Origin of the sequence: Methylosinus sp. (assembly GCF_036560965.1) — a bacterium.
Lineage (GTDB): Bacteria > Pseudomonadota > Alphaproteobacteria > Rhizobiales > Beijerinckiaceae > Methylosinus.
On the sequence record NZ_DATBQF010000040.1, the window covers coordinates 84,650 to 103,277 of the forward strand.

The 18,628-nt window shown below is 61.9% G+C and carries 18 protein-coding genes and 1 pseudogene; 13 read left to right on the forward strand and 6 right to left on the reverse strand.

Going from position 1 to position 18,628, the window contains the following annotated elements; all coding sequences use genetic code 11:
* Positions 1-61: 61 nt before the first annotated feature.
* Positions 62-1,858 (reverse strand): carbamoyltransferase family protein, encoded by a 1,797-nt coding sequence (locus VIF40_RS11545; protein WP_331937662.1) that lies wholly within the window; start codon positions 1,856-1,858, stop codon positions 62-64.
* A 297-nt stretch (positions 1,859-2,155) separates the two neighbouring features.
* Here VIF40_RS11545 and VIF40_RS11550 point away from each other — a divergent pair, with 297 nt between their 5' ends.
* From VIF40_RS11550 to VIF40_RS11580, 7 genes are all read left to right on the forward strand, one after another.
* Positions 2,156-2,722, forward strand: a complete 567-nt coding sequence (locus VIF40_RS11550) for an arsenate reductase ArsC (RefSeq protein WP_331937663.1) — start codon at positions 2,156-2,158, stop codon at positions 2,720-2,722.
* 34 nt (positions 2,723-2,756) lie between these two features.
* Entirely contained in the window at positions 2,757-3,635 is an 879-nt protein-coding gene (locus VIF40_RS11555) for a helix-turn-helix domain-containing protein (protein ID WP_331937664.1), read from the forward strand.
* A gap of 107 nt (positions 3,636-3,742) precedes the next feature.
* Positions 3,743-4,087 carry a metalloregulator ArsR/SmtB family transcription factor gene (locus tag VIF40_RS11560; protein WP_331937665.1) on the forward strand — a complete coding sequence of 115 codons (345 nt, stop codon included), beginning with the start codon at positions 3,743-3,745 and terminating at the stop codon, positions 4,085-4,087.
* Positions 4,084-4,596, forward strand: a complete 513-nt coding sequence (locus tag VIF40_RS11565; RefSeq protein ID WP_331937666.1) for an ArsI/CadI family heavy metal resistance metalloenzyme — start codon at positions 4,084-4,086, stop codon at positions 4,594-4,596. Before VIF40_RS11560 ends, VIF40_RS11565 begins: the two co-directional genes overlap by 4 nt.
* Positions 4,593-5,045 (forward strand): arsenate reductase (glutaredoxin), encoded by a 453-nt coding sequence (arsC, locus tag VIF40_RS11570; protein ID WP_331937667.1) that lies wholly within the window; start codon positions 4,593-4,595, stop codon positions 5,043-5,045. Before VIF40_RS11565 ends, arsC begins: the two co-directional genes overlap by 4 nt.
* 88 nt (positions 5,046-5,133) lie before the next feature.
* On the forward strand, positions 5,134-6,183 hold the full coding sequence (gene arsB, locus VIF40_RS11575) for an ACR3 family arsenite efflux transporter (RefSeq protein ID WP_331937700.1): 1,050 nt from the start codon (positions 5,134-5,136) through the stop codon (positions 6,181-6,183).
* A gap of 16 nt (positions 6,184-6,199) precedes the next feature.
* The gene (locus VIF40_RS11580) at positions 6,200-7,030 is read left to right on the forward strand and encodes a class I SAM-dependent methyltransferase (protein WP_331937668.1); all 831 of its coding nucleotides are present in this window, start codon (positions 6,200-6,202) and stop codon (positions 7,028-7,030) included.
* A gap of 474 nt (positions 7,031-7,504) precedes the next feature.
* Here VIF40_RS11580 and VIF40_RS11585 read toward each other — a convergent pair whose 3' ends face one another.
* Both VIF40_RS11585 and VIF40_RS11590 read right to left on the reverse strand, forming a co-directional pair.
* The gene (locus VIF40_RS11585) at positions 7,505-8,017 is read right to left on the reverse strand and encodes a GNAT family N-acetyltransferase (RefSeq protein ID WP_331937669.1); all 513 of its coding nucleotides are present in this window, start codon (positions 8,015-8,017) and stop codon (positions 7,505-7,507) included.
* Between the two features lie 3 nt (positions 8,018-8,020).
* On the reverse strand, positions 8,021-8,323 hold the full coding sequence (locus VIF40_RS11590; protein ID WP_331937670.1) for a DUF1778 domain-containing protein: 303 nt from the start codon (positions 8,321-8,323) through the stop codon (positions 8,021-8,023).
* A gap of 186 nt (positions 8,324-8,509) precedes the next feature.
* On the opposite strand from VIF40_RS11590, the pseudogene VIF40_RS11595 reads away from it, so the two are divergent.
* A pseudogene (locus VIF40_RS11595) lies at positions 8,510-8,756 on the forward strand (ATP-binding protein); the annotation flags it as partial.
* 224 nt (positions 8,757-8,980) lie between these two features.
* The gene (locus tag VIF40_RS11600; protein ID WP_331937671.1) at positions 8,981-9,388 is read left to right on the forward strand and encodes a hypothetical protein; all 408 of its coding nucleotides are present in this window, start codon (positions 8,981-8,983) and stop codon (positions 9,386-9,388) included.
* A 6-nt stretch (positions 9,389-9,394) separates the two neighbouring features.
* Here the strand turns inward: VIF40_RS11600 and VIF40_RS11605 are convergent, their stop codons facing one another.
* The 3 genes from VIF40_RS11605 to VIF40_RS11615 are packed head-to-tail and all read right to left on the reverse strand — an operon-like array spanning position 9,395 to position 11,738.
* Entirely contained in the window at positions 9,395-10,747 is a 1,353-nt protein-coding gene (locus tag VIF40_RS11605; protein ID WP_331937672.1) for a HAMP domain-containing sensor histidine kinase, read from the reverse strand.
* Positions 10,744-11,406, reverse strand: a complete 663-nt coding sequence (locus VIF40_RS11610) for a response regulator transcription factor (protein WP_024879251.1) — start codon at positions 11,404-11,406, stop codon at positions 10,744-10,746. Before VIF40_RS11610 ends, VIF40_RS11605 begins: the two co-directional genes overlap by 4 nt.
* Positions 11,406-11,738 (reverse strand): PepSY domain-containing protein, encoded by a 333-nt coding sequence (locus VIF40_RS11615; RefSeq protein ID WP_331937673.1) that lies wholly within the window; start codon positions 11,736-11,738, stop codon positions 11,406-11,408. Before VIF40_RS11615 ends, VIF40_RS11610 begins: the two co-directional genes overlap by 1 nt.
* Positions 11,739-12,062: 324 nt before the next feature.
* Between VIF40_RS11615 and VIF40_RS11620 the strand changes: the two genes are divergently transcribed.
* From VIF40_RS11620 to VIF40_RS11635, 4 genes are read left to right on the forward strand one after another with little or no spacing between them, the layout of a single operon-like run.
* The gene (locus VIF40_RS11620; protein WP_331937674.1) at positions 12,063-12,647 is read left to right on the forward strand and encodes a cytochrome b/b6 domain-containing protein; all 585 of its coding nucleotides are present in this window, start codon (positions 12,063-12,065) and stop codon (positions 12,645-12,647) included.
* Entirely contained in the window at positions 12,644-13,897 is a 1,254-nt protein-coding gene (locus tag VIF40_RS11625) for an efflux RND transporter periplasmic adaptor subunit (protein WP_331937675.1), read from the forward strand. Before VIF40_RS11620 ends, VIF40_RS11625 begins: the two co-directional genes overlap by 4 nt.
* Positions 13,898-13,933: 36 nt before the next feature.
* On the forward strand, positions 13,934-17,158 hold the full coding sequence (locus VIF40_RS11630) for a CusA/CzcA family heavy metal efflux RND transporter (RefSeq protein WP_331937676.1): 3,225 nt from the start codon (positions 13,934-13,936) through the stop codon (positions 17,156-17,158).
* Positions 17,155-18,555, forward strand: a complete 1,401-nt coding sequence (locus tag VIF40_RS11635; protein ID WP_331937677.1) for a TolC family outer membrane protein — start codon at positions 17,155-17,157, stop codon at positions 18,553-18,555. The genes VIF40_RS11630 and VIF40_RS11635 overlap by 4 nt, the downstream gene beginning before the upstream one ends.
* Positions 18,556-18,628: the final 73 nt, after the last annotated feature.

An 18,628-nucleotide genomic window follows, 5' to 3' on the forward strand; every position in this document is an offset into this window, starting at 1 on the left:
GACTGGCAGGTTCGAAGACTGGCATGTTCGAAGCTCGGCTCACCACGTCAAAATTTCTCACTCACCCATTTCGTCGAATGAAGCTGTTCCCGAGCGCCAGCACATCCATCTTCGTTCTCGAGAAGCAGTCGAGCGCCTCCTCCGGCGTGCACACGACGGGCTCGTTTTCGTTGAAGGAGGTGTTGAGCACCATCGGCACCCCGGTTTTCGCGCGGAAAGCTTCGATCAGCCGCCAGTAGCGCGGATTGGTTTCGCGATGAACCGTCTGCAGTCGTCCCGAACCATCGACATGGGTTATGGCGGGGATTAGCGGACGTTTCGCCACCCTGATCTGAAATACTTGCATCATGAACGGAACATCGCCGTCCTCCTCGAACCAATCGAAAACACATTCCCTTTGAATCGACGGCGCGAACGGGCGGAAGCTCTCGCGCCGCTTGATCTTGTGATTCAGTATGTCTTTCATGTCCGCGCGACGCGGATCGCAGACGATCGAACGGTTGCCCAGCGCGCGCGGGCCCCATTCCATCCGTCCTTGGAACCAGCCGACGACTTCGCCATTCGCAATGGCGTCGGCCGTGCGCCGACAAAGAGCGGCCTCGTCGGCGATGCGCTCCACCACACACCCCTTCCCCGCCAGCTCGTCGCTGCGCGTGGCGAGCAGCGACGCTATCGCCGCATCATCGCAATCGGGGCCGAGATAAGCGTGATCCATGATTTTTCGTCCAGCGACCCTGTCTCCCGCCAAAGCGCTCGCAGTCGGCGCGTCGCCCGTCGTGTCGCCCAGCGCGCTCCATAGCTGCATCGCCGCGCCAATGGCGCCGCCGGCGTCGCCGGCCGCAGATTGAATGTAGACACGGTCGAACGACGACATCCGCTTGATCTTGCCATTGGCGACGGAATTCATGGCGCAGCCTCCGGCGAGCGCGAGATCGGCATGTCGATATCGATCGTGGAGATTGCGCAGCAAGTGGAAGAACGCCTCTTCATACATCGCCTGCGCCGAACAGGCGATATTGCGGTGACGGTCGTCGAGCGGCTCGTCCTTGCGGCGCGCCGGTCCGAGCAAATCCTCGAGCGCCGGGGCGAACAACGCGCCGACGTGCGGCATGCCGCCCGACCATTCGTAAGCGATTTTCTCCCTGTGATGGCGGAAGTAGGAGAGATCGAGCGCGAACGCTCCATCGTCGATGAGCCGCACGATGCGACGCATGGCCTCCAGACGCTCCGGCCGACCATAGGGCGCGAGGCCCATCACCTTGTATTCGTCGCCATAGTGGGGAAAGCCCAGATATTGCGTGATCGCCTGATAGAAAACGCCGAGCGAATGCGGAAAGTAGACGCGTCCATCGATCGAGATTCGATTTCCCTCCCCCATGCCCCAAGCGGCGCTGCAAAAATCGCCGAACCCGTCCACCGATAAAACGACCGCGCGCTCGAATGGCGAGACGAGGAAGGCCGACGCGACATGAGCGACATGATGCTCGATGCGGTGCGTCTCGCCCTTGAAGGCCGCCCCCGGAAACGCGCGCGCGAAGTCTGCTTCTATCGATCGTCGCTTCGTCTGATTGCGGATGCGATCGACAATGAGGGAAAGATCGGGTCGGGTCTTCAACGCATAGCCGATCTTCCGGAAGAAGCTGGCCTTCGGGTCCGAATTGACCGCGACATGATCCACCTCCGCGAGCGTCAGGCCGCCTTCCTCGAGGCAATAGCCGATCGCTCGGGAGGGAAACCCCGCCCAATGCTTGATGCGCCGGAAACGCTCTTCCTCGGCCGCAGCGACAATAACGCCGTCGCGCACGAGGCAGGCGGAGGCGTCGCCATGGTAGGCGTTGAGTCCAAGGATGGTGGTCACGCTTCTCCCCTTTTGGCCCACCGACGAGTTTCGCTATCGGAAGCCGATGCGCAAGTCTGCCGACAGGGCCCAGACCGTCAACCATGAAGCGGCCCGACGACGTCCTGAGCGTCGCGAAGCGAGAGGCGGAACCAGATAGGGACCGCCCGGGACGCTCGTTGGCTCCGCGGTGAAGCTTGGCGCTTTTGGGATCCCGCAGACAGGACGATGCAGCTCGATTTTCTTCTTGCCGACGTGGCCGCCCACGACATAATGTCGATATGTCGATGGTTATGGACATATCGATAGGAGGACATCGTGACCGAGGACAAAGTCTATAATGTGCTCTTTCTCTGCACCGGCAATTCGGCGCGCTCGATCATCGCCGAGGCGATCCTCGAGCGGGTGGGCGCCGGTCGATTCAAGGCCTTTAGCGCCGGCTCCCGGCCGAAGGGCGAGGTCAATCCCTATGCGGTTGCGATATTGGAGAGGTCGGGCTTCAAGGCGGACGGCTATCGCTCGAAGAGCTGGAGCGAATTCGCCGAGCCCGGCGCTCCGCCGCTCGATTTCGTCTTCACCGTCTGCGACGACGCTGCGAAGGAAGAGTGTCCCTATTGGCCAGGCCAGCCGATGACGGCGCATTGGGGCTTGCCCGACCCCGGCGCTGTCGAAGGGACAGAGGTCGAAAAGCATCTGGCCTTCGCCGACACATTCCGCATGCTCAATAATCGCATCTCGATCTTCGCTTCCTTGCCGATGAAGGGCCTGGACAAGCTCTCCTTGCAGAGGCGGCTCGAGGAGATCGGCAAGGCGAGGCCCGTAGACGGCGCCGCTCGAGAGCCCACCATTGGCGCATCTCGTCGAGACGTAGCGAAATATCGATGAATGGGCTATCTTCCGCGAAGGGCGGAGGAAGAAAATGGCGGAAGATCGGCTCACCACGGCGGAGATCGTCGGCATTTTCGAGGCGTTGGCGCAGACGACGCGGCTCGAGGCCTATCGTCTGCTGCTGCGCTATCTTCCCTATGGGCTGCCGGCGGGCGACATCGCCCGCCTGCTGGCCGTGCCGCACAATACGCTCTCGACCCATATCGCCCATCTCGAACGCGCCGGCCTGGTCCTCGGACGGCGCGAGGGGCGCTCGGTGATCTACGCCGCCAATTCCAGCAAATTGGGCCATGTGCTCTCGACGATGCTGGCCGATCTCGGCGCGTCGCTCGACGATGTCGCTCTCGCTGCGCCCGCCTTTCCGCAGAAGCGTCCGAAGTCGGCAGGCAAGCGGGTGCGCAATGTGCTGTTTCTCTGCTCCGGCAACGCCGCGCGTTCCATTCTGGCGGAGGCGATCCTGAACCGCGAGGGCGGCGACCGCTTCCACGCATATTCGGCCGGTAGCCAGCCCGCCGAGCGTCCTGATCCGATCGGCGTCGAACTGCTGTCGTCGCTCGGCTATGACACAAAGGCGTTTCGTTCCAAGAGCTGGAAGGAATTCACCAAGCCAGATGCGCCGCGCATGGATTTCGTCATCACCCTCTGCGACGACATATGCGAGCAACCCTGTGGCCCCTGGCCGCGCAATGCGCTGCTCGCGCATTGGGGCGTCGCCGACCCGGCGCTGAAACGCGATGACGCGCAGAAGCGCGCCGCCTTCATGGAAGCCTATCGGCGTATCGGCGCGCGGCTGACTGCCTTCGTCAACCTGCCCTTCGAGTCGCTGGACCGGGCGACGCTGAAGAGCCGTCTCGCCGATATTGCGACGATGGAGGGGGCGACGGAGCTGGCGGTGGATCACGCCGCGTAACGAGCGGTGTGCGGTAGCGGGTCTCCCGAGCAACGAGAAAAAATCGTCGCATCCATTCCGCGGCCACCCGGCCTTGACGTCCTCCATAATTCAAATATAATTGAACTATGGAAAAGATATCCGCCATAACGGCCCTCGTCGCCCTGGCCCACGAGTCGCGCCTCGATATCTTCCGGCTGCTGATGCAGGCCGGCCCGGAGGGGTTGCCTGCGGGAAAAATCAGCGAGCGGCTGGGGCTTCCTTCGACCACGCTGTCCTTCCACCTCAATCAGCTCAAGCACGCCGATCTCGTGACCTTCCGCCGAGACGGCCGCTCTCTGATCTATTCGGCCGCCTATCCGGTCATGAATGCGCTGCTCGCCTATCTGACGGAGAATTGCTGCAAGGGCGACGCCGCCGCTTGCTGCGTCACGGAAGCCGATACGACCTGCCAGACCGAGAGGGTTCCATGAAGCGCCTGCATCTGCATGTGTCCGTCGATGACCTGCCGCGATCCATTCAATTCTACAGCGCGCTGTTCGGCGCCGCGCCGACGGTCGCGAAGCCCGATTACGCCAAATGGATGCTCGACGATCCGCGCGTGAATTTCGCCATCTCTGCGCGGGGCGGGTCGAGCCTCGGATTGGAGCATCTCGGCATTCAGGTCGAAACCGCGGACGAGCTGCAAGACGTCTATGGACGCCTGAAGCAGGCCGGCGGGCGCATCTATGAAGAGGGCGCGACCACCTGCTGCTATGCGCAATCGGAAAAATCCTGGATCGCCGATCCGCAAGGGCTGATGTGGGAGACCTTCCTCACGACGGGCGAAAGCCCGGTCTATGGCGGCGATCCGGCGCTGGATACGCTGAAGGGCGAGGCGAACGCCTGCTGCGCGCCGACGACGCCGCAGGGCGAATGCTGTCCGCCGAAGCCGGAGCTTCCCGCAAAGGCGCCGTGTTGCGGCTCGAAGGAGCAAGCATGAGCGCGCCCGATGTGATCGTCTATCACAATCCCGATTGCGGAACCTCGCGCAACACGCTCGGCCTCATCCGCAACGCCGGCATCGAGCCGCATGTGATTGAATATTTGAAGTCGCCGCCGACGCGCGCGCTGCTGGCGCAGCTCATCGCGCGAATGGGGATACCGACACGGGCGCTGCTGCGCGAAAAGGGAACGCCTTTTCACGAGCTCGGCCTCGGCGATCCGACGCTGAGCGACGAGGCGCTGCTCGACGCGATGATGGCGCATCCGATCCTCATCAATCGGCCGATCGTCGTCACATCGATGGGCGTGAGGCTGTGCCGCCCGTCGGAGGCGGTTCTGGCCATTCTGCCGCTGCCGCAACGCGGGGAGTTCCGCAAGGAGGACGGCGAGCTGCTCGGCGTTCCTCGCCTTCTGGAATTGGCGGGGCGCTCCGCCGAAGCTCCCTGATATTTTACCGAAAGGACGCCCGATGGAACTGCGCGCAACTCCGGCCGCGACGGAACATGCCGAAAGCAAAGCCGTCGCAGCGCCCGCCATGGGCGTCTTCGAGCGCTATCTGACTCTCTGGGTCGCGCTCTGCATCATCGTCGGCATCGCGCTCGGCCAGGCGGCGCCGTCCGTCTTCCACGCCATCGGCGCGGCGACGATCGCGCAGGTGAATCTCCCGGTCGCGGCGCTGGTGTGGCTGATGATCATCCCCATGCTGCTCAAGATCGACCTCGCCGCGCTCGGGCAGGTGCGCGAGCATTGGCGCGGCATCGCCGTCACCGTCGGGATCAATTGGCTCGTCAAGCCCTTCTCGATGGCGCTGCTCGGCTGGCTGTTCATCGCGCATCTGTTCCGCCCCTATCTGCCGGCCGATCAGATCGACGCCTATATCGCCGGCCTCATTCTGCTGGCGGCGGCGCCCTGCACGGCGATGGTGTTCGTCTGGTCGAACCTCGTCGACGGCGAGCCGCATTTCACACTGTCGCAAGTCGCGCTCAACGACACGATCATGATCGTCGCCTTCGCGCCGCTCGTCGCGCTGCTGCTCGGCCTGTCGTCGATCACCGTGCCCTGGGGCACGCTGCTTCTATCGGTCGCGCTCTACATCGTCGCGCCGGTGATCGCATCGCAGCTGTGGCGGCGCGCGCTGCTGGCGAAGGGCGGCGCGACGGCGCTCGGCGCAACGCTGCGCGTGCTCGGCCCGCTCTCGCTGGTCGCGCTGCTGCTCACGCTCGTCATTCTATTCGGCCTGCAGGGCGAGGAGATCATGCGTCAGCCGCTGGTCATCGCGCTCTTGGCGACGCCGATCCTGATCCAGGTCTATTTCAACGCCGGCCTCGCCTATCTGCTCAATCGCCGCCTCGGCGTCGAATGGTGCGTCGCCGGGCCTTCGGCGCTGATCGGCGCCAGCAATTTCTTCGAGCTGGCCGTCGCGACGGCGATCGCTCTCTTCGGCTTCCAGTCGGGCGCGGCGCTCGCGACGGTGGTCGGCGTGCTCGTGGAAGTGCCGGTCATGCTCTCCGTCGTCCATATCGTCCGCCGCTCTCGGGCATGGTATGAAGGCGCCGGCGCCGCGCGCGCTCGAACGACGACATAGCCAGATCGGGGATCGGATGAACGAGCTGGAAGCCGCAAAGGCGAAAGCGGCGGCCGCCTATAACGCCGCCGCCGACTATTTCGACAATCCTGTCAGCTCGTTCTGGCATTGCTTCGGACGAGAGACCGTCGATCGCCTCGATCTTCGTCCCGGCGAATGCGTGCTCGACGTCTGCTGCGGCAGCGGCGGATCGGCATTGCCGGCCGCCGAGCGCGTCGGACCGAAAGGCGGAGTGATCGCCGTCGATCTCGCCGAACGCTTGATCGCATTGGCCGCCGCGAAAGCGCAGAGCAAAGGCCTCGACAATATAGAATTCCAGGTCGCCGACATGCTCGCCCTCGCCTATCCGGACGACGCGTTCGATGCGGTCATTTGCGTCTTCGGCGTCTTTTTCGCGCCCGATATGACCGCAGCGGTTCGGGAGCTGTGGCGCATGGTTCGTCCAGGCGGCCGGCTCGCCGTCGCCACCTGGGGCCCCGACCTGTTCGAGCCCGCCAGCAGCGCCTTCTGGAGCGCGATACGGCAGGAGCGCCCCGATCTTTATCGGGGCTTCAATCCGTGGGACCGTATTTCCCAGCCGGCGGGTCTACGCGAAATGCTTGCCGAGGCAGGCGTGAGCGGCGCCGACATAGTCGCGGAAGCAGGACGTCACCCGCTCCGATCGCCGGACGATTGGTGGGCGATCGCGATGGGCAGCGGCTATCGCGGGACGCTCGCGCAGCTCGATCCAGAGACCTTTTCGCGCGTCAGAGAGACAAATCTGTCTCTCCTGCGCGCGAGCGGCGCGACTTCGATCGAGACGAATGTCATTTACGCCGTCGCCGTCAAAACGGCGTCTCCCGCGTGACGCTCGACATGCGCTCGGCGCCGACGCCCCTCTCGCTCCGCCGCCTCGCGCCGGCGGAGACGCGTCTCGTTGACGATTTCCCCTCGAGTCGAGCTCGAGCGCGCCAGGAGCCGGATTTGAGCCTCGTGAACGTCGCCATCTCGTGTGCGCTCTGTGTGCGCTGAGAGGTCGAAAAGGAGCGAAAATTGTCGTATCGAGGCGCACGCCCCGACCTGGGGCCTCGAGACTAAAATGAAGTCGCTGACAAACCAAGATATTCGATTCTCCACGGCCCCGATGATGGACTGGACTAAAATATTTGTAATTTCAAATAGATAACATGCGCCGTGTGCACACCGTGTGCAGGGATTGTTCTCTTTTTCTTCCTGCTCGCCAGGCCGCGCTGGAACACGCAGCTCCTCTCCTTGGCGCGAATTTCGGGCGCCCATCGGCATGCGATTTCGCCAGCCGACTGCCGCTCACTCCCGTGGCCACTCATTCGAATAGCCGCTTTATGTCCGCCATCGTCCGAAACAGCTTCATGGGCTGTTCGGGGAACGGCAGAAAACTCTCTCGTTCGTAGAAGCGGCGGGCGCTATCGTCCTTCGCATCCACGATCAGCGCGAACGAGGCGATCTCGCTCCGGGCAGATCGGTAGAGAGCGTCGGCGAGTAGAAACCGGCCGTATCCCTTCCCTTGTAGCCGCCGATCGACCGCGAGCCGGCCCATGAGCGTCGCCGGCACGCGCGGATATTTCGGCAGCTTCCGCAGGGTCTGCTCCGGCAGCTCGGCGAGTTGCACGGAGGTCGATGAAAGCGTGTAGTAGCCCGCGATCGTCCCGTCGGGCAGCGCCAGAACGAAGGGCGCGGCCATGTTCTTTCGCGCGTCCTGACCGGCCTGTGTCCGAAAATATCGGTCGAGCACCTCCACGCCGCTCTCGAATCCCGATCTGTCATGGCCAGAAGCCAGCGGCTCCACGTAGAGCTTCTCGTCTTTTCCGGCAGGCACGCGTCAAAAGCCGGTTCGCTCGCGATAGCGGCGTACCGTATCGCGAAGACGATCATTGACCGGCTTCGGGTTGAGCAGCGCATCGACGAATGCTTCGCTGTCACGAACCGAGAGCGACAGCTGATTATGTTCCTCGATAGCTCTCCGGGCGGCGTCCTGGACGCTGGTCAGCACGAAATCGGTGACGCTCCGCCCTTGCAGGGCCGCCGCCCGCTCGATCAGGTTCTTTTGCTCGGCGGTGACACGGGCCTCCAATCGCTCTGCTCGGGTGCGTCTCCCACCAGGTCTGGATGCGGCGTCCGTCATGACCTTTTTCTCCTCGCCACAATGTACGGCCAATAGCCGGCCAATTCAAGACCGGCGACATTGGATTGTTCCGCTGGCTACGCCAAACGCCGCACGCAACCTGGTCAAGATTGGGGTCGAGGGGGCAAATCCTTCGCCCGCTCAAAAAATCATCGTGTCAGATTGCGAAGGCGGCTTCGCGCTCGGGGCTACCTGCCGTTCAGCGGCTCCAGCGAAGCTGCTGCTCCATCTGGTGAGCAAGCTCTACGAGCGGACCGGCGTCATCATCACGACGAATCTGAGCTTCGGCGAATGGGCCGCCGTCTTCGGCGACGCCAAGTTGACGACGGCTCTGCTCGATCGCCTCACTCACCGCTGCCACATCCTCGAAACCGGGAACGACAGCTTCCGGTTTAAGAACAGCTCGGCGAAGGCGGACAAACCAGCAAAGTAGAAGACCAAAACATGACGACCGACTGACGCGCAAGCCATCTTCAACCCGGGCCAGTTCTCAATGGAAATCCTGGGTCAAATTTCGACGGAAATCGACAGCAATTGTAATGATAGACGTAGAAAGCCCGACGATGAGATCGTTAATAACTCGTTAATCGGACACCCTCTATATGGTTTCAAAGGAGGGTCGCGAGGTCCCTTCATTACGGTGGAAAAGGCCGATCCATGAAATGGACACAAGTGATTGTCGTCGGGTTGATCGTAACGATGGCCCCTACTCTGGCACGCGCCCAAGAGGAAGAGGAGGACCGCCGAAGAGACTATATGCATCGCCTTCACGAGGATTGCGAGCATGGCGACGAAGAAGCTTGCGCCCGTCTCGACGAGATGCGCGAGGAATGGCGCGAGCGACACCGCCGGCGCGAGTATGAAGAGTGGCGCCGAAGCCAAGAAGGGCCGCGTGATTATGATGAAGACCAAAATAGGCGCCGCTTCGTCCCGCAGGCTGACCCCAAAGTCGCATTGTGCCTGGCGATCGAAACGAATTACAACAATTGCATGAGGCAGCACGGCGGACGCCAGAACGAGTGCGCCGCCTGGGTCTACGAGCTGAAGGCGAACAAATGCTTCTGAGCGCCGTCATGCGGGCAGTGTGATGATCGCCTGAAATCCATGAGGGCTGCGAGTTCCAAAGCGAATTTGCCCCCCATAGGCGTCGACGATGTCCGACGAGATGGATAGCCCGAGCCCAGTGCCCTCGGTCTTTTCGTCGAGGCGAACGCCACGCTGCCCGAGCTCGACGAGCTTCTCGGGGGGAACTCCTGGGCCGTCGTCCTCGACGAGGATCGACAACACGCGTTCGCGTTCCGCCGAAACATGGACTTCCGCGGCCGCCCATTTGACCGCATTTTCCAGGAGCGCGCCAAACAGTTCCGTGGCTTCTTCGACGCCCATGCCGATCGTCACATCCGCGGGAATGTCCAATCGCCAGGACAGAGCGCCCCCGCGCGGCGTTCGCATGAACGCTCTCGTCAAGCTTTCCACCACGTTTCGAAGTGGCGTCGCTTGGACAGGCGAGCCGGCGAGCGACTGCAATCGCGCCCGCGATAGCTCTCGATTTATGTGACGCCGCATGCCGAACGCAAGCTCCTGGAGCTCGTCGGCGATTTCATCTCGACCATCCTTTCGGAGCCGTTCCGCATCCGTCGCGAGAATGGCGAGAGGCGTCTTCAGGGCGTGCGCCAGATTGGCGGCGCGCGCCTTGGCGCTCTCGACCGCTTTCGCTTTCGCTTCCAGCAGGGAGTTCACTTCGGCCACCAAAGGCATGATCTCCTCGGGGCCATCGACTGTAATCGACTTCTTCTCTCCTGCTCGAACCGCGTTGACGTTCCGCCGAAGCGCCTCTAACGGCCTCAGGCCGACCGCGATCTGCCCCCATGACGACGCCAACAGAATGAGCGCCAGCACCGCGAGCGAAACAGCCATATCGCCAGCAAACTCCGTTCTCGCCTCTAGAATTTCATTGCGGTCGACGGCGGCGGTGATCCGCAAGCGCCGTCCGCCTCCCTCCGTCGCGTAATTCACGCGGCGCTCCCCCAAAAATAGAGTCTCGCCCTTCGGCCCGGCGAGGTCGTGATGGTGGGCGATTCCAGGCTCGATCTCGTCATTCGGCAGATCGATGACGTGGTCCCATAGGGAGCGCGACCGCAGTTTGACGCCGGCTCCATCCTCGACGATTTGCCAATAGAGACCACTGAGCGGCTGGTCGAAGCGTGGATCCGCGAGCGGTCTGCCGAGTTGCAGAGCTCCGTCGGGACCCAATGACACATTCGCCGCCAATTGCCGAATGTAAGTGTCGAGCTCGACGCCGACGCGACGTATCACATATCGTTCGAACAACGCCACCAGCGCGACGCCCGCCAGAACCAGAGCAACGCAAAGAGAGAGGGATGCGGCGATCGACAACCTCAGCCGAAGCGATTTCGCCCTCATTTGCCGCCGCCGACAATGTAGCCGAATCCACGTCGCGTCTCGATGCGCTCCGAACCGACCTTTTTGCGCACGCGTCCGACCAAGACCTCGACCGCGTTCTCGGTCTTGTCGCAGTCATGGGAAAAAAGCTGATCCAACAACTCTGCATTCGGCACCACTCGGCCGGAGTGGTGCATCAAATAGCTGAGCAGCCTGTATTCCTGCGGCGTGAGAGATACGGGCTCTCCGTTCAGACTGACCCGCATCTGACGCGTGTCCAGATTCAGATCTCCTACGGTAACGATGGGCGCAAACAAGCCGGTGGATCGACGCACGATGGCTCGCAGTCGCGCAAGCAATTCTTCCATTCGGAAAGGCTTCGGCAAATAATCGTCGGCTCCCGAATTGATCCCGTCCACGCGCTCGAGCCAGCTGTCGCGAGACGTGAGTATGAGAATCGGCATGGAGCGTCCACCGCCTCGCCATTTCTTGAGAATCGAGAGACCGTCCATGCTCGGTAGGCCCAGATCGAGGATGGCCGCGGCGTAATCCTCGGTGTCGCCCTTGAACCAGGCTTCCTGGCCATCGGCTTCCCAATCGACCACATATCCCGCTTCGTTCAGCGATGCGCTCACGTTTCGCGCGATACGCTCGTCGTCCTCCGCGAGCAGGACGCGCATCAGTCGCCTCTCCTGACAATTTTACCCGTTTGAGCATCGACGCGCGCTTCGATCATAGCACTGCCGGGGCCGATGATTTTGATCTCGTATATCCAGGCGCCACAGTCTCGCTCCAGCTCGACTCCGACGACGTCACCGCGAACGCTCTCCCGCACCCTGGCGAGTATCTTCTCGAGCGGCAGAATTTCGCCCCTTTCGAGCGCTGCTCGAGCCACGTCGTGATCTTCGCGACGAAGGCGCTCCTCCACAGCGAAGGCGTCGCCAGCGCCCATGGCGACGGCCATTCCCAGGAGCAGCGCGGCCGCACAGCTATGTCCGATTCCTCGTCCCATGAACCCTGTATCGCGCGAGATAGCTGACAAATCCCTGACACGTCTCGACAGCGGATCGACAGGTCTCGTCCTGTAAGAACAGGCCCCGTCGACGCAGATCTGGCCCTCCTCGACCCCGTGAGAAAATACGACAATGCGTCACACCTTCACAGCGCCAAGTCGAGACCGCGTAACGCACTCTGCGCCGACGGTGGAATTCCTCCCAGCGCCGCCACGGCTTTTGGGCGTCGAACCCGAAGGTCGACGCGAGACGCGAACACGGCAGCCCAAGAGCTGTTGAAACTGGCTTTGGCCTGCGATTGGCGTCCTCGAACGGAGTCCGAAATGACCCTTCCCGAAAAAATCCGTCTTTATCATGCCGCCCTGGCAGGGCTAGCGCTATCGGCTTATGTCAGCGGGGAATTCGGCCCCATTCACGAATGGCTCGGCTATGGCGTGACGTTCATCCTGATCGTCCGCATTATCTGGGGCGTCGTCGAGGCTCGCCAGCTCGGAATCTCTCGGTTTTTTCCGGGGTTCACGGAACTCGGCCACGTCCGCTGGTTCGATCACCCCGCGGTGAGCAAGCTCCTCCTCTCAGGAGTGGCTCTTGCGCTGGTCTCGACAGTCGTGACCGGAGTGTTGGCGGATCGCCCGCCTTCGTCTCCCCCCTCGCGCCGAGCAGAAACCACTTTTTCCTCAGCTTCGGAATGGCGCACGCCAAGCAATCACGACGTCGGGCCGTCGTCGATCGCGAGCCGTGACCGCCGTGAAAGCGACAAAAGCGAATCTTGGATCACCGAGGTCCACGAGGCGTCGGCGAACTTCCTGCTCGGCTTTGTCATCGCACACGCGAGCTACATGTTGCTGTTCAAACGTCGCCTCGCTGCGTTCATGCTGTTCTGCGCGGGTCGGCGGGCCAGAGCATGAACACGCCGCGCCCACTGGAAACTTTTATTCACCGGCGACGATCGGCCGAGCCCCGTGTGGGAAAGCGCGCCCTCATTTCGGTGGGCGTCGCGAGCGCACTGGTCGGCTCCTGGTTTCCGCAGATCTCGGAACCACTTCGTTACCTTCTTGCGCCGAAGTCGCCTGTGATTCACGCCCAAAAGGCGTCGGACCCAGTCGACGGACTCATCAAATTGACGGCGGAGCAGTTTGCGGCGGCCGAGTTCGCCGTTCAGCCGGTGCGCGGCGGCGTCCTGACGAGACGCATCAACGTCCCTGCGCTTGTTTCCGCCGATACCGACCGAGTCGGGCATGTCGCCGCTAAGGTGGTCGGAACGGTCGCCGAATTGCGCAAGAACATCGGAGACTGGGTGGAAAGCGGCGAAACGATCGCCTATCTCGAAAGTCGCGAGGTCGCCGACGCAAAGAGCGATTTCCTCGCGAGCCTTGTGAGCTACAATCTGCAGCAACAGCTCTTCCAGCGCGAGAAGGGCCTGTTCGACAAGAAGATTACCGCGGAACAGGCGTTTCTCCGCGCTCAGACGACTCTATCCGAAGCCCAACTGCGCCTCGATCTGGCGCGCCAGAAGCTCGCGGCCCTCGATTTGAGCGAGGCCGAGATCTCTGCTCTTCCGAAACAACCGACTTCACAGCTGCGCCGCAAAGAAATCCGCGCGCCGATTTCCGGACGTGTGACCGAACGTCGAGCGAGCCTCGGACAGCCGGTGGGCGGCGAGGGCGAGCTCTACGTCATCGCAGATCTGTCAGTGGTTTGGGCCGATCTGTCGGTAGCCCTGACAGACCTTCCGAGCGTGCGCCAAGAGCAGGCCGCCCAACTCGTCGCCAGCGACGGGCGACGGCTGGATGGATCCGTCATCTTCGTGAGCCCACTACTGAGCCAGGGCACTCAGTCGGCGCGCGTCGTGGCAAGATTTCAGAATCCGGATCTCGCTCTACGACCGGGCGGCCTATTGACCGCTCGAATCGATCTGGAGCGTCTGCAAGTCGGCGCGATGATTCCGCGCACCGCGGTGCAACTGGTGAACCGCGAGCCTTCCGTATTTGTGCGCGTGAGCGAAGGCTTTGTCCGGCGCAAGATCGAAACTGGAGCCTCCGACGAGGAGTCGGTCGAAGTCGTCGCCGATCTGGCTCCCGGCGAATTGATCGCGACCGCCAACACCTTCGCGCTGAAGGCCGAACTCGGCCGCCTGATGCCGGACCTCGCCGAATAATTCGCTTCGTTTGACGATGAAAGTGACGAGTCGGATATGATCAAGTCGATCATTTCATTTTCTGTTCATCGACCATGGGTCGTCGTCTTGGTCGCGGCGCTCTCCTGTCTCGCGGGAGCCTGGTCACTCACCCGCCTTCCGATCGACGCCGTTCCGGACATCACGAACAACCAAGTTCAGATCAACGCATCGGCTCCGTCACTGTCCCCGAATGAGATGGAAAAGCAGGTTACGTTTCCAATCGAAAATGCGCTCGCGGGAATTCCGGGACTGGAATATACGCGCTCGCTGTCGCGCAATGGCTTCGCGCAAGTGACCGCGGTATTCGGCGACAAGGTGGATATCTATTTCGCGCGTCAGCAAGTTTCGGAACGCTTACTCCTGGCGCAAGGCGACTTTCCGAGCGGTGTGGACGTCCGAATGGGACCCGTCGCGACAGGTCTCAGTGAAATCTACATGTGGAGCGTGACATTCTCGGACCGCGGCACGGCTCCGAGCGCGAATTCTGCACGGGCCGGTTGGCAGACGGACGGATCATTCGTCACGCCCGAAGGGGAAACGCTGCGCAGCGATCTCGAGCAGATGGCCTATCTCCGCACTGTCCAGGATTGGATCATCCGACCGCAATTGAAACTCGTGCCGGGCGTCGCCGGCGTCGACTCGCTCGGCGGATATGTGAAGACCTACGGCGTTCACCCCGATCCCGCGAAGCTCTACGCCCTCGGCCTCTCCTTCGCCGATCTCGCGGCAATCATCGACCGCAATAATGTGAGCAGAGGAGCGGGTTACGTCGAAGACAATGGCGAGGGCTATGTCATTCGTAGCCGTGGTCGGCTCGAGAATTTCGCGGATATTCTCGCCGTTCCGGTGACGACCCGAGGCGGCGTGCCGGTGCGAGTGAAAGATATCGGGCAAGTCGGAGTCGGGCGCGAGCTGCGCACGGGCAGCGCGAGCATGAACGGAAAGGAAGTCGTCATCGGAACGGCGCTGATGCTGATCGGCGGAAACAGCCGGACCGTATCGGCGACCATCGACGCCAAGATGCAGGAGATCAACAAGTCTCTGCCTCCGGGAATCGAGGCGCGGCCGATCCTGAATCGGACCGTCCTGGTCGACGCCACCATCCAGACAGTCGCCAAAAATCTCGCGGAAGGCGCCCTTCTGGTCATTATCGTTCTGTTCGCCTTGCTCGGCAATTTTCGAGCGGCGCTGATCACCGCACTGGTGATTCCGATCACCATGATGCTGCTGATAACGGCAATGGTGGAGGGGCATATCAGCGCCAATCTGATGAGCCTCGGAGCGCTCGACTTCGGGCTGATCGCCGATGGCGCCGTCATTATCGCCGAAAATAGTCTGCGCCATCTCGCGGAGCGTCGGCACATGACCGGACGCGACCTGCTGCTCGGCGAGCGCTCGAGCACGATCATCGAGTCGGCGGAGGAAATGATCAAGCCGACGGTCTATGGGCAAGGCATCATCATTCTCGTCTATCTACCTTTGCTGACATTCTCCGGAGTGGAAGGCAAGATGTTCCAGCCCATGGCGTTGACCGTGATAATCGCACTGGCGTCAGCGTTCGTTCTCTCCCTGACCTTCGTGCCGGCGATGATTTCGATCCTGATTTCCGGGCGGATCGAAGAAACTGAGAACGTGCTCGTCGGAAGCCTGAAGAAGCTCTATCGCCCGTTGCTCGACCGCGCGATGGCGAGACCGGCTCCGACCATAGGCGTCGCGGTCGCGATCTTCGTCGGCTCGCTCATTCTCTTCGCCGGTCTGGGTCAGGAGTTCATCCCGACACTGGACGAGAAAAATCTCGCTATGCAGGCCTATCGCATTCCGAGCACGTCGCTTTCGCAGTCACAGGCCATGCAGCTGCGCGTCGAGAAAGCTCTGCTCGACGTCCCGGAGGTCGCCTATGTCTTCTCCAAGACGGGCACGGCCGAAGCCGCGACAGATCCGATGCCGCCCAATCTGACGGACACCTATATCATGTTGAAGCCTCAGGCGGATTGGCCGGATCCCCATTTGCCCAAACCAGAGCTGATCGGCCGAATCCAATCGAGGCTGGACGTCCTCGTCGGCAATTCCTTCGAATTTTCGCAGCCGATCCAGAATCGCTTCAACGAATTGCTGGCCGGCGTGCGCGGCGATATCGCCGTCAAGACATTTGGGGAGGACTTCGACGTCATGCTGAAAGCCGCCAATCAGATCGCCGCGATCCTGAGAGAGATCGACGGCGCCAAAGACGTCAAGGTCGAGCAGGTCGGAGGCCTTCCGTTTCGTGAGATCAATGTCGACAAGCGGGAAATCGCTCGTCTGGGGCTGAGTCTCGCAGAAGTGCAGGATGTCATCGGCGTCGCCGTCGGCGGACAGCGCGCTGGGGTGGTCTTCGAAGGAGATCGGCGCTTTCCGATTTTGGTGCGGCTCGACGACAGGCTGCGCGAGAACATGCGTGCGATCGAAAATATACCTATCTCGCTGCCATCCGATCGCGGCGATCGGCGAGAGACGATTCAACTCAAGCAGGTCGCATCGATTTCCTTCATCGAAGGACAAAATCAGATTTCGCGCGAAAATGGCAAGCGGAGAGTGGTCGTCACCGCGAATGTCCGCGGCCGCGACATCGCATCCGTCGTGAATGAAGCGCAGCAGAAGATCGGCGAGAAAGTGCATGTTCCTCCGGGCTATTGGATCACTTGGGGAGGGCAATTCCAGAATCTCGTCGAAGCGCGTCAACGACTGATGGTCGTCGTTCCGATCTGCTTTTTCATGATCCTCCTGCTGCTGTTCTCGGCGCTCGGCGCGTTCTGGGACGCGGTGCTGGTGTTCAGCGCCGTGCCTCTGGCGCTTTCCGGAGGCATCGCCGCCTTGTGGATCCGAGACATGCCAATGTCCGTCTCTGCGGCAGTCGGATTCATCGCGCTGTCGGGCGTCGCCGTTTTGAATGGACTCGTGATGCGAACCTATATTCGTCAGCTGATCGATCTCGGGCGGCCGGTTCGCGCGGCCATCAAGGAAGGGGCCATGACGAGGCTTAGACCCGTGGCCATGACCGCCTTCGTCGCCTCGCTCGGCTTCGTTCCGATGGCGCTCGCCACTGGAACGGGAGCCGAAGTGCAAAAGCCGATCGCGACGGTCGTGATCGGCGGGTTGATCAGCGCTACACTTTTGACATTGCTAGTTCTTCCCGCGCTCTATACGCTATTCGAAGGCGTTGCGACGAGGAAGCGCGAGATCCGAGAGGCGGCTTTCAGATGACCCGCCTCTGCGTCACACTTTGCGTGTTGCTGGAAGCGACGACCGTCCACGCTGAAACTCTGAACGGCGCATTGACGGCGGCCTACCGATCGAATCCAATTCTCCATTCGGGCCGGGCCGCTGTACGAGCGGAGGACGAAAATGTTCCTCGGGCGCGCGCCCAAATGCGGCCGCGTGTCGGCGTCGAATCCTATCTCGGAGTCCAGCAACGGAGATCCGTTTCGAGCGCAATCGACGTGAACAACGGCAATGTCTGGGATCCGAGTTACGTCCAGAGCATTCAGGCCGGGCGTTCTTTGCCCCGTTCTGCGACGCTGAGCGTCGAGCAGCCGCTTTTCGACGGGTTCAGGACGACCAATTCGACCCATGCGGCAGAAGCGGGCGTGTTCGCCGCCCGCCAGCGTCTGCGGTTCACGGAGCAACGCGTTCTGCTCGACGGCGTCGTCGCCTATACGAATGTGTTGCGAGATACCGCTGTTCTCGGTCTCCATCGCAACAATGTGGCGGTGCTCGACGAGCAATTGCGCCAAACGAGAGAGCGCGCGGCGGCCGGCCAAGTCACTATGACCGATATCGCACAAGCCGACGCGCGGTTGGCCGCTGGTCGATCACAGGCAGCGATCTCTCGCGCGACGCTCGACACCAGTATCGCCACCTATAGGCAAGTGATCGGGAGTGAGCCGAAAGAGCTCGCTCCAGCGAGATCCGCCGATCGCTTATTGCCGAAGTCGCTCGCGGAAGCGGAGCGTGCGGCGCAGAACGAGCATCCACTCGTTCTCGCCGCCGCGCATGATGCCGATGTGGCCGATCTCGCTATCAGGATCGCTGAAGCGGAATTCCTGCCCAGCGTTTCGATGGTCGCGAATGTCTTCACGCAGTCCGATGTCGATGGGCGGAGCAACCGAGCCATCGGCGCGCAAGTGCTCGGTCGGCTGTCGGTTCCAATTTACGCTGGCGGTGCGACCTCCGCTCGGATCCGTCAAGCGAAGGAGAGCGCCGGACAGAAGCGATTCGACGTGGATGCCGCGCGCGCGGAGCTGACGGCGTCGATGCGTTCGAATTGGAGCGCTCTACAATCTGCGTCAGCTCAGATCGTCGCGGCTCGCACGCAGATCGCGGCAGCGGAACGCGCTTTATTCGGCGTCCGGGAGGAGGCGAAGGCAGGCCTGCGGACCACGCTCGATATTCTCAACGCCCAGCGGGAGTTGCTGAGCGCACGTATCGGACTCATTGTCGCCCAGAGGGATCGCGTCGTCGCGTCATATACGGTTCTCGCGGTTGCGGGACGACTGTCCGCGGGCTCCCTCGCTTTAAATGTCGAAGAATACGACCCCGGGACCCATTTCGGAGAAGTCGACGACAAGTGGTCCGATCGCTTCCTATTCAACGGTCGGTAAATGCAGTTCGGCGGACTGACAAGAGTGCGCGGCGCTAGAACGCGCCCTCGTCTCTCGACGCGACATCCTCCGC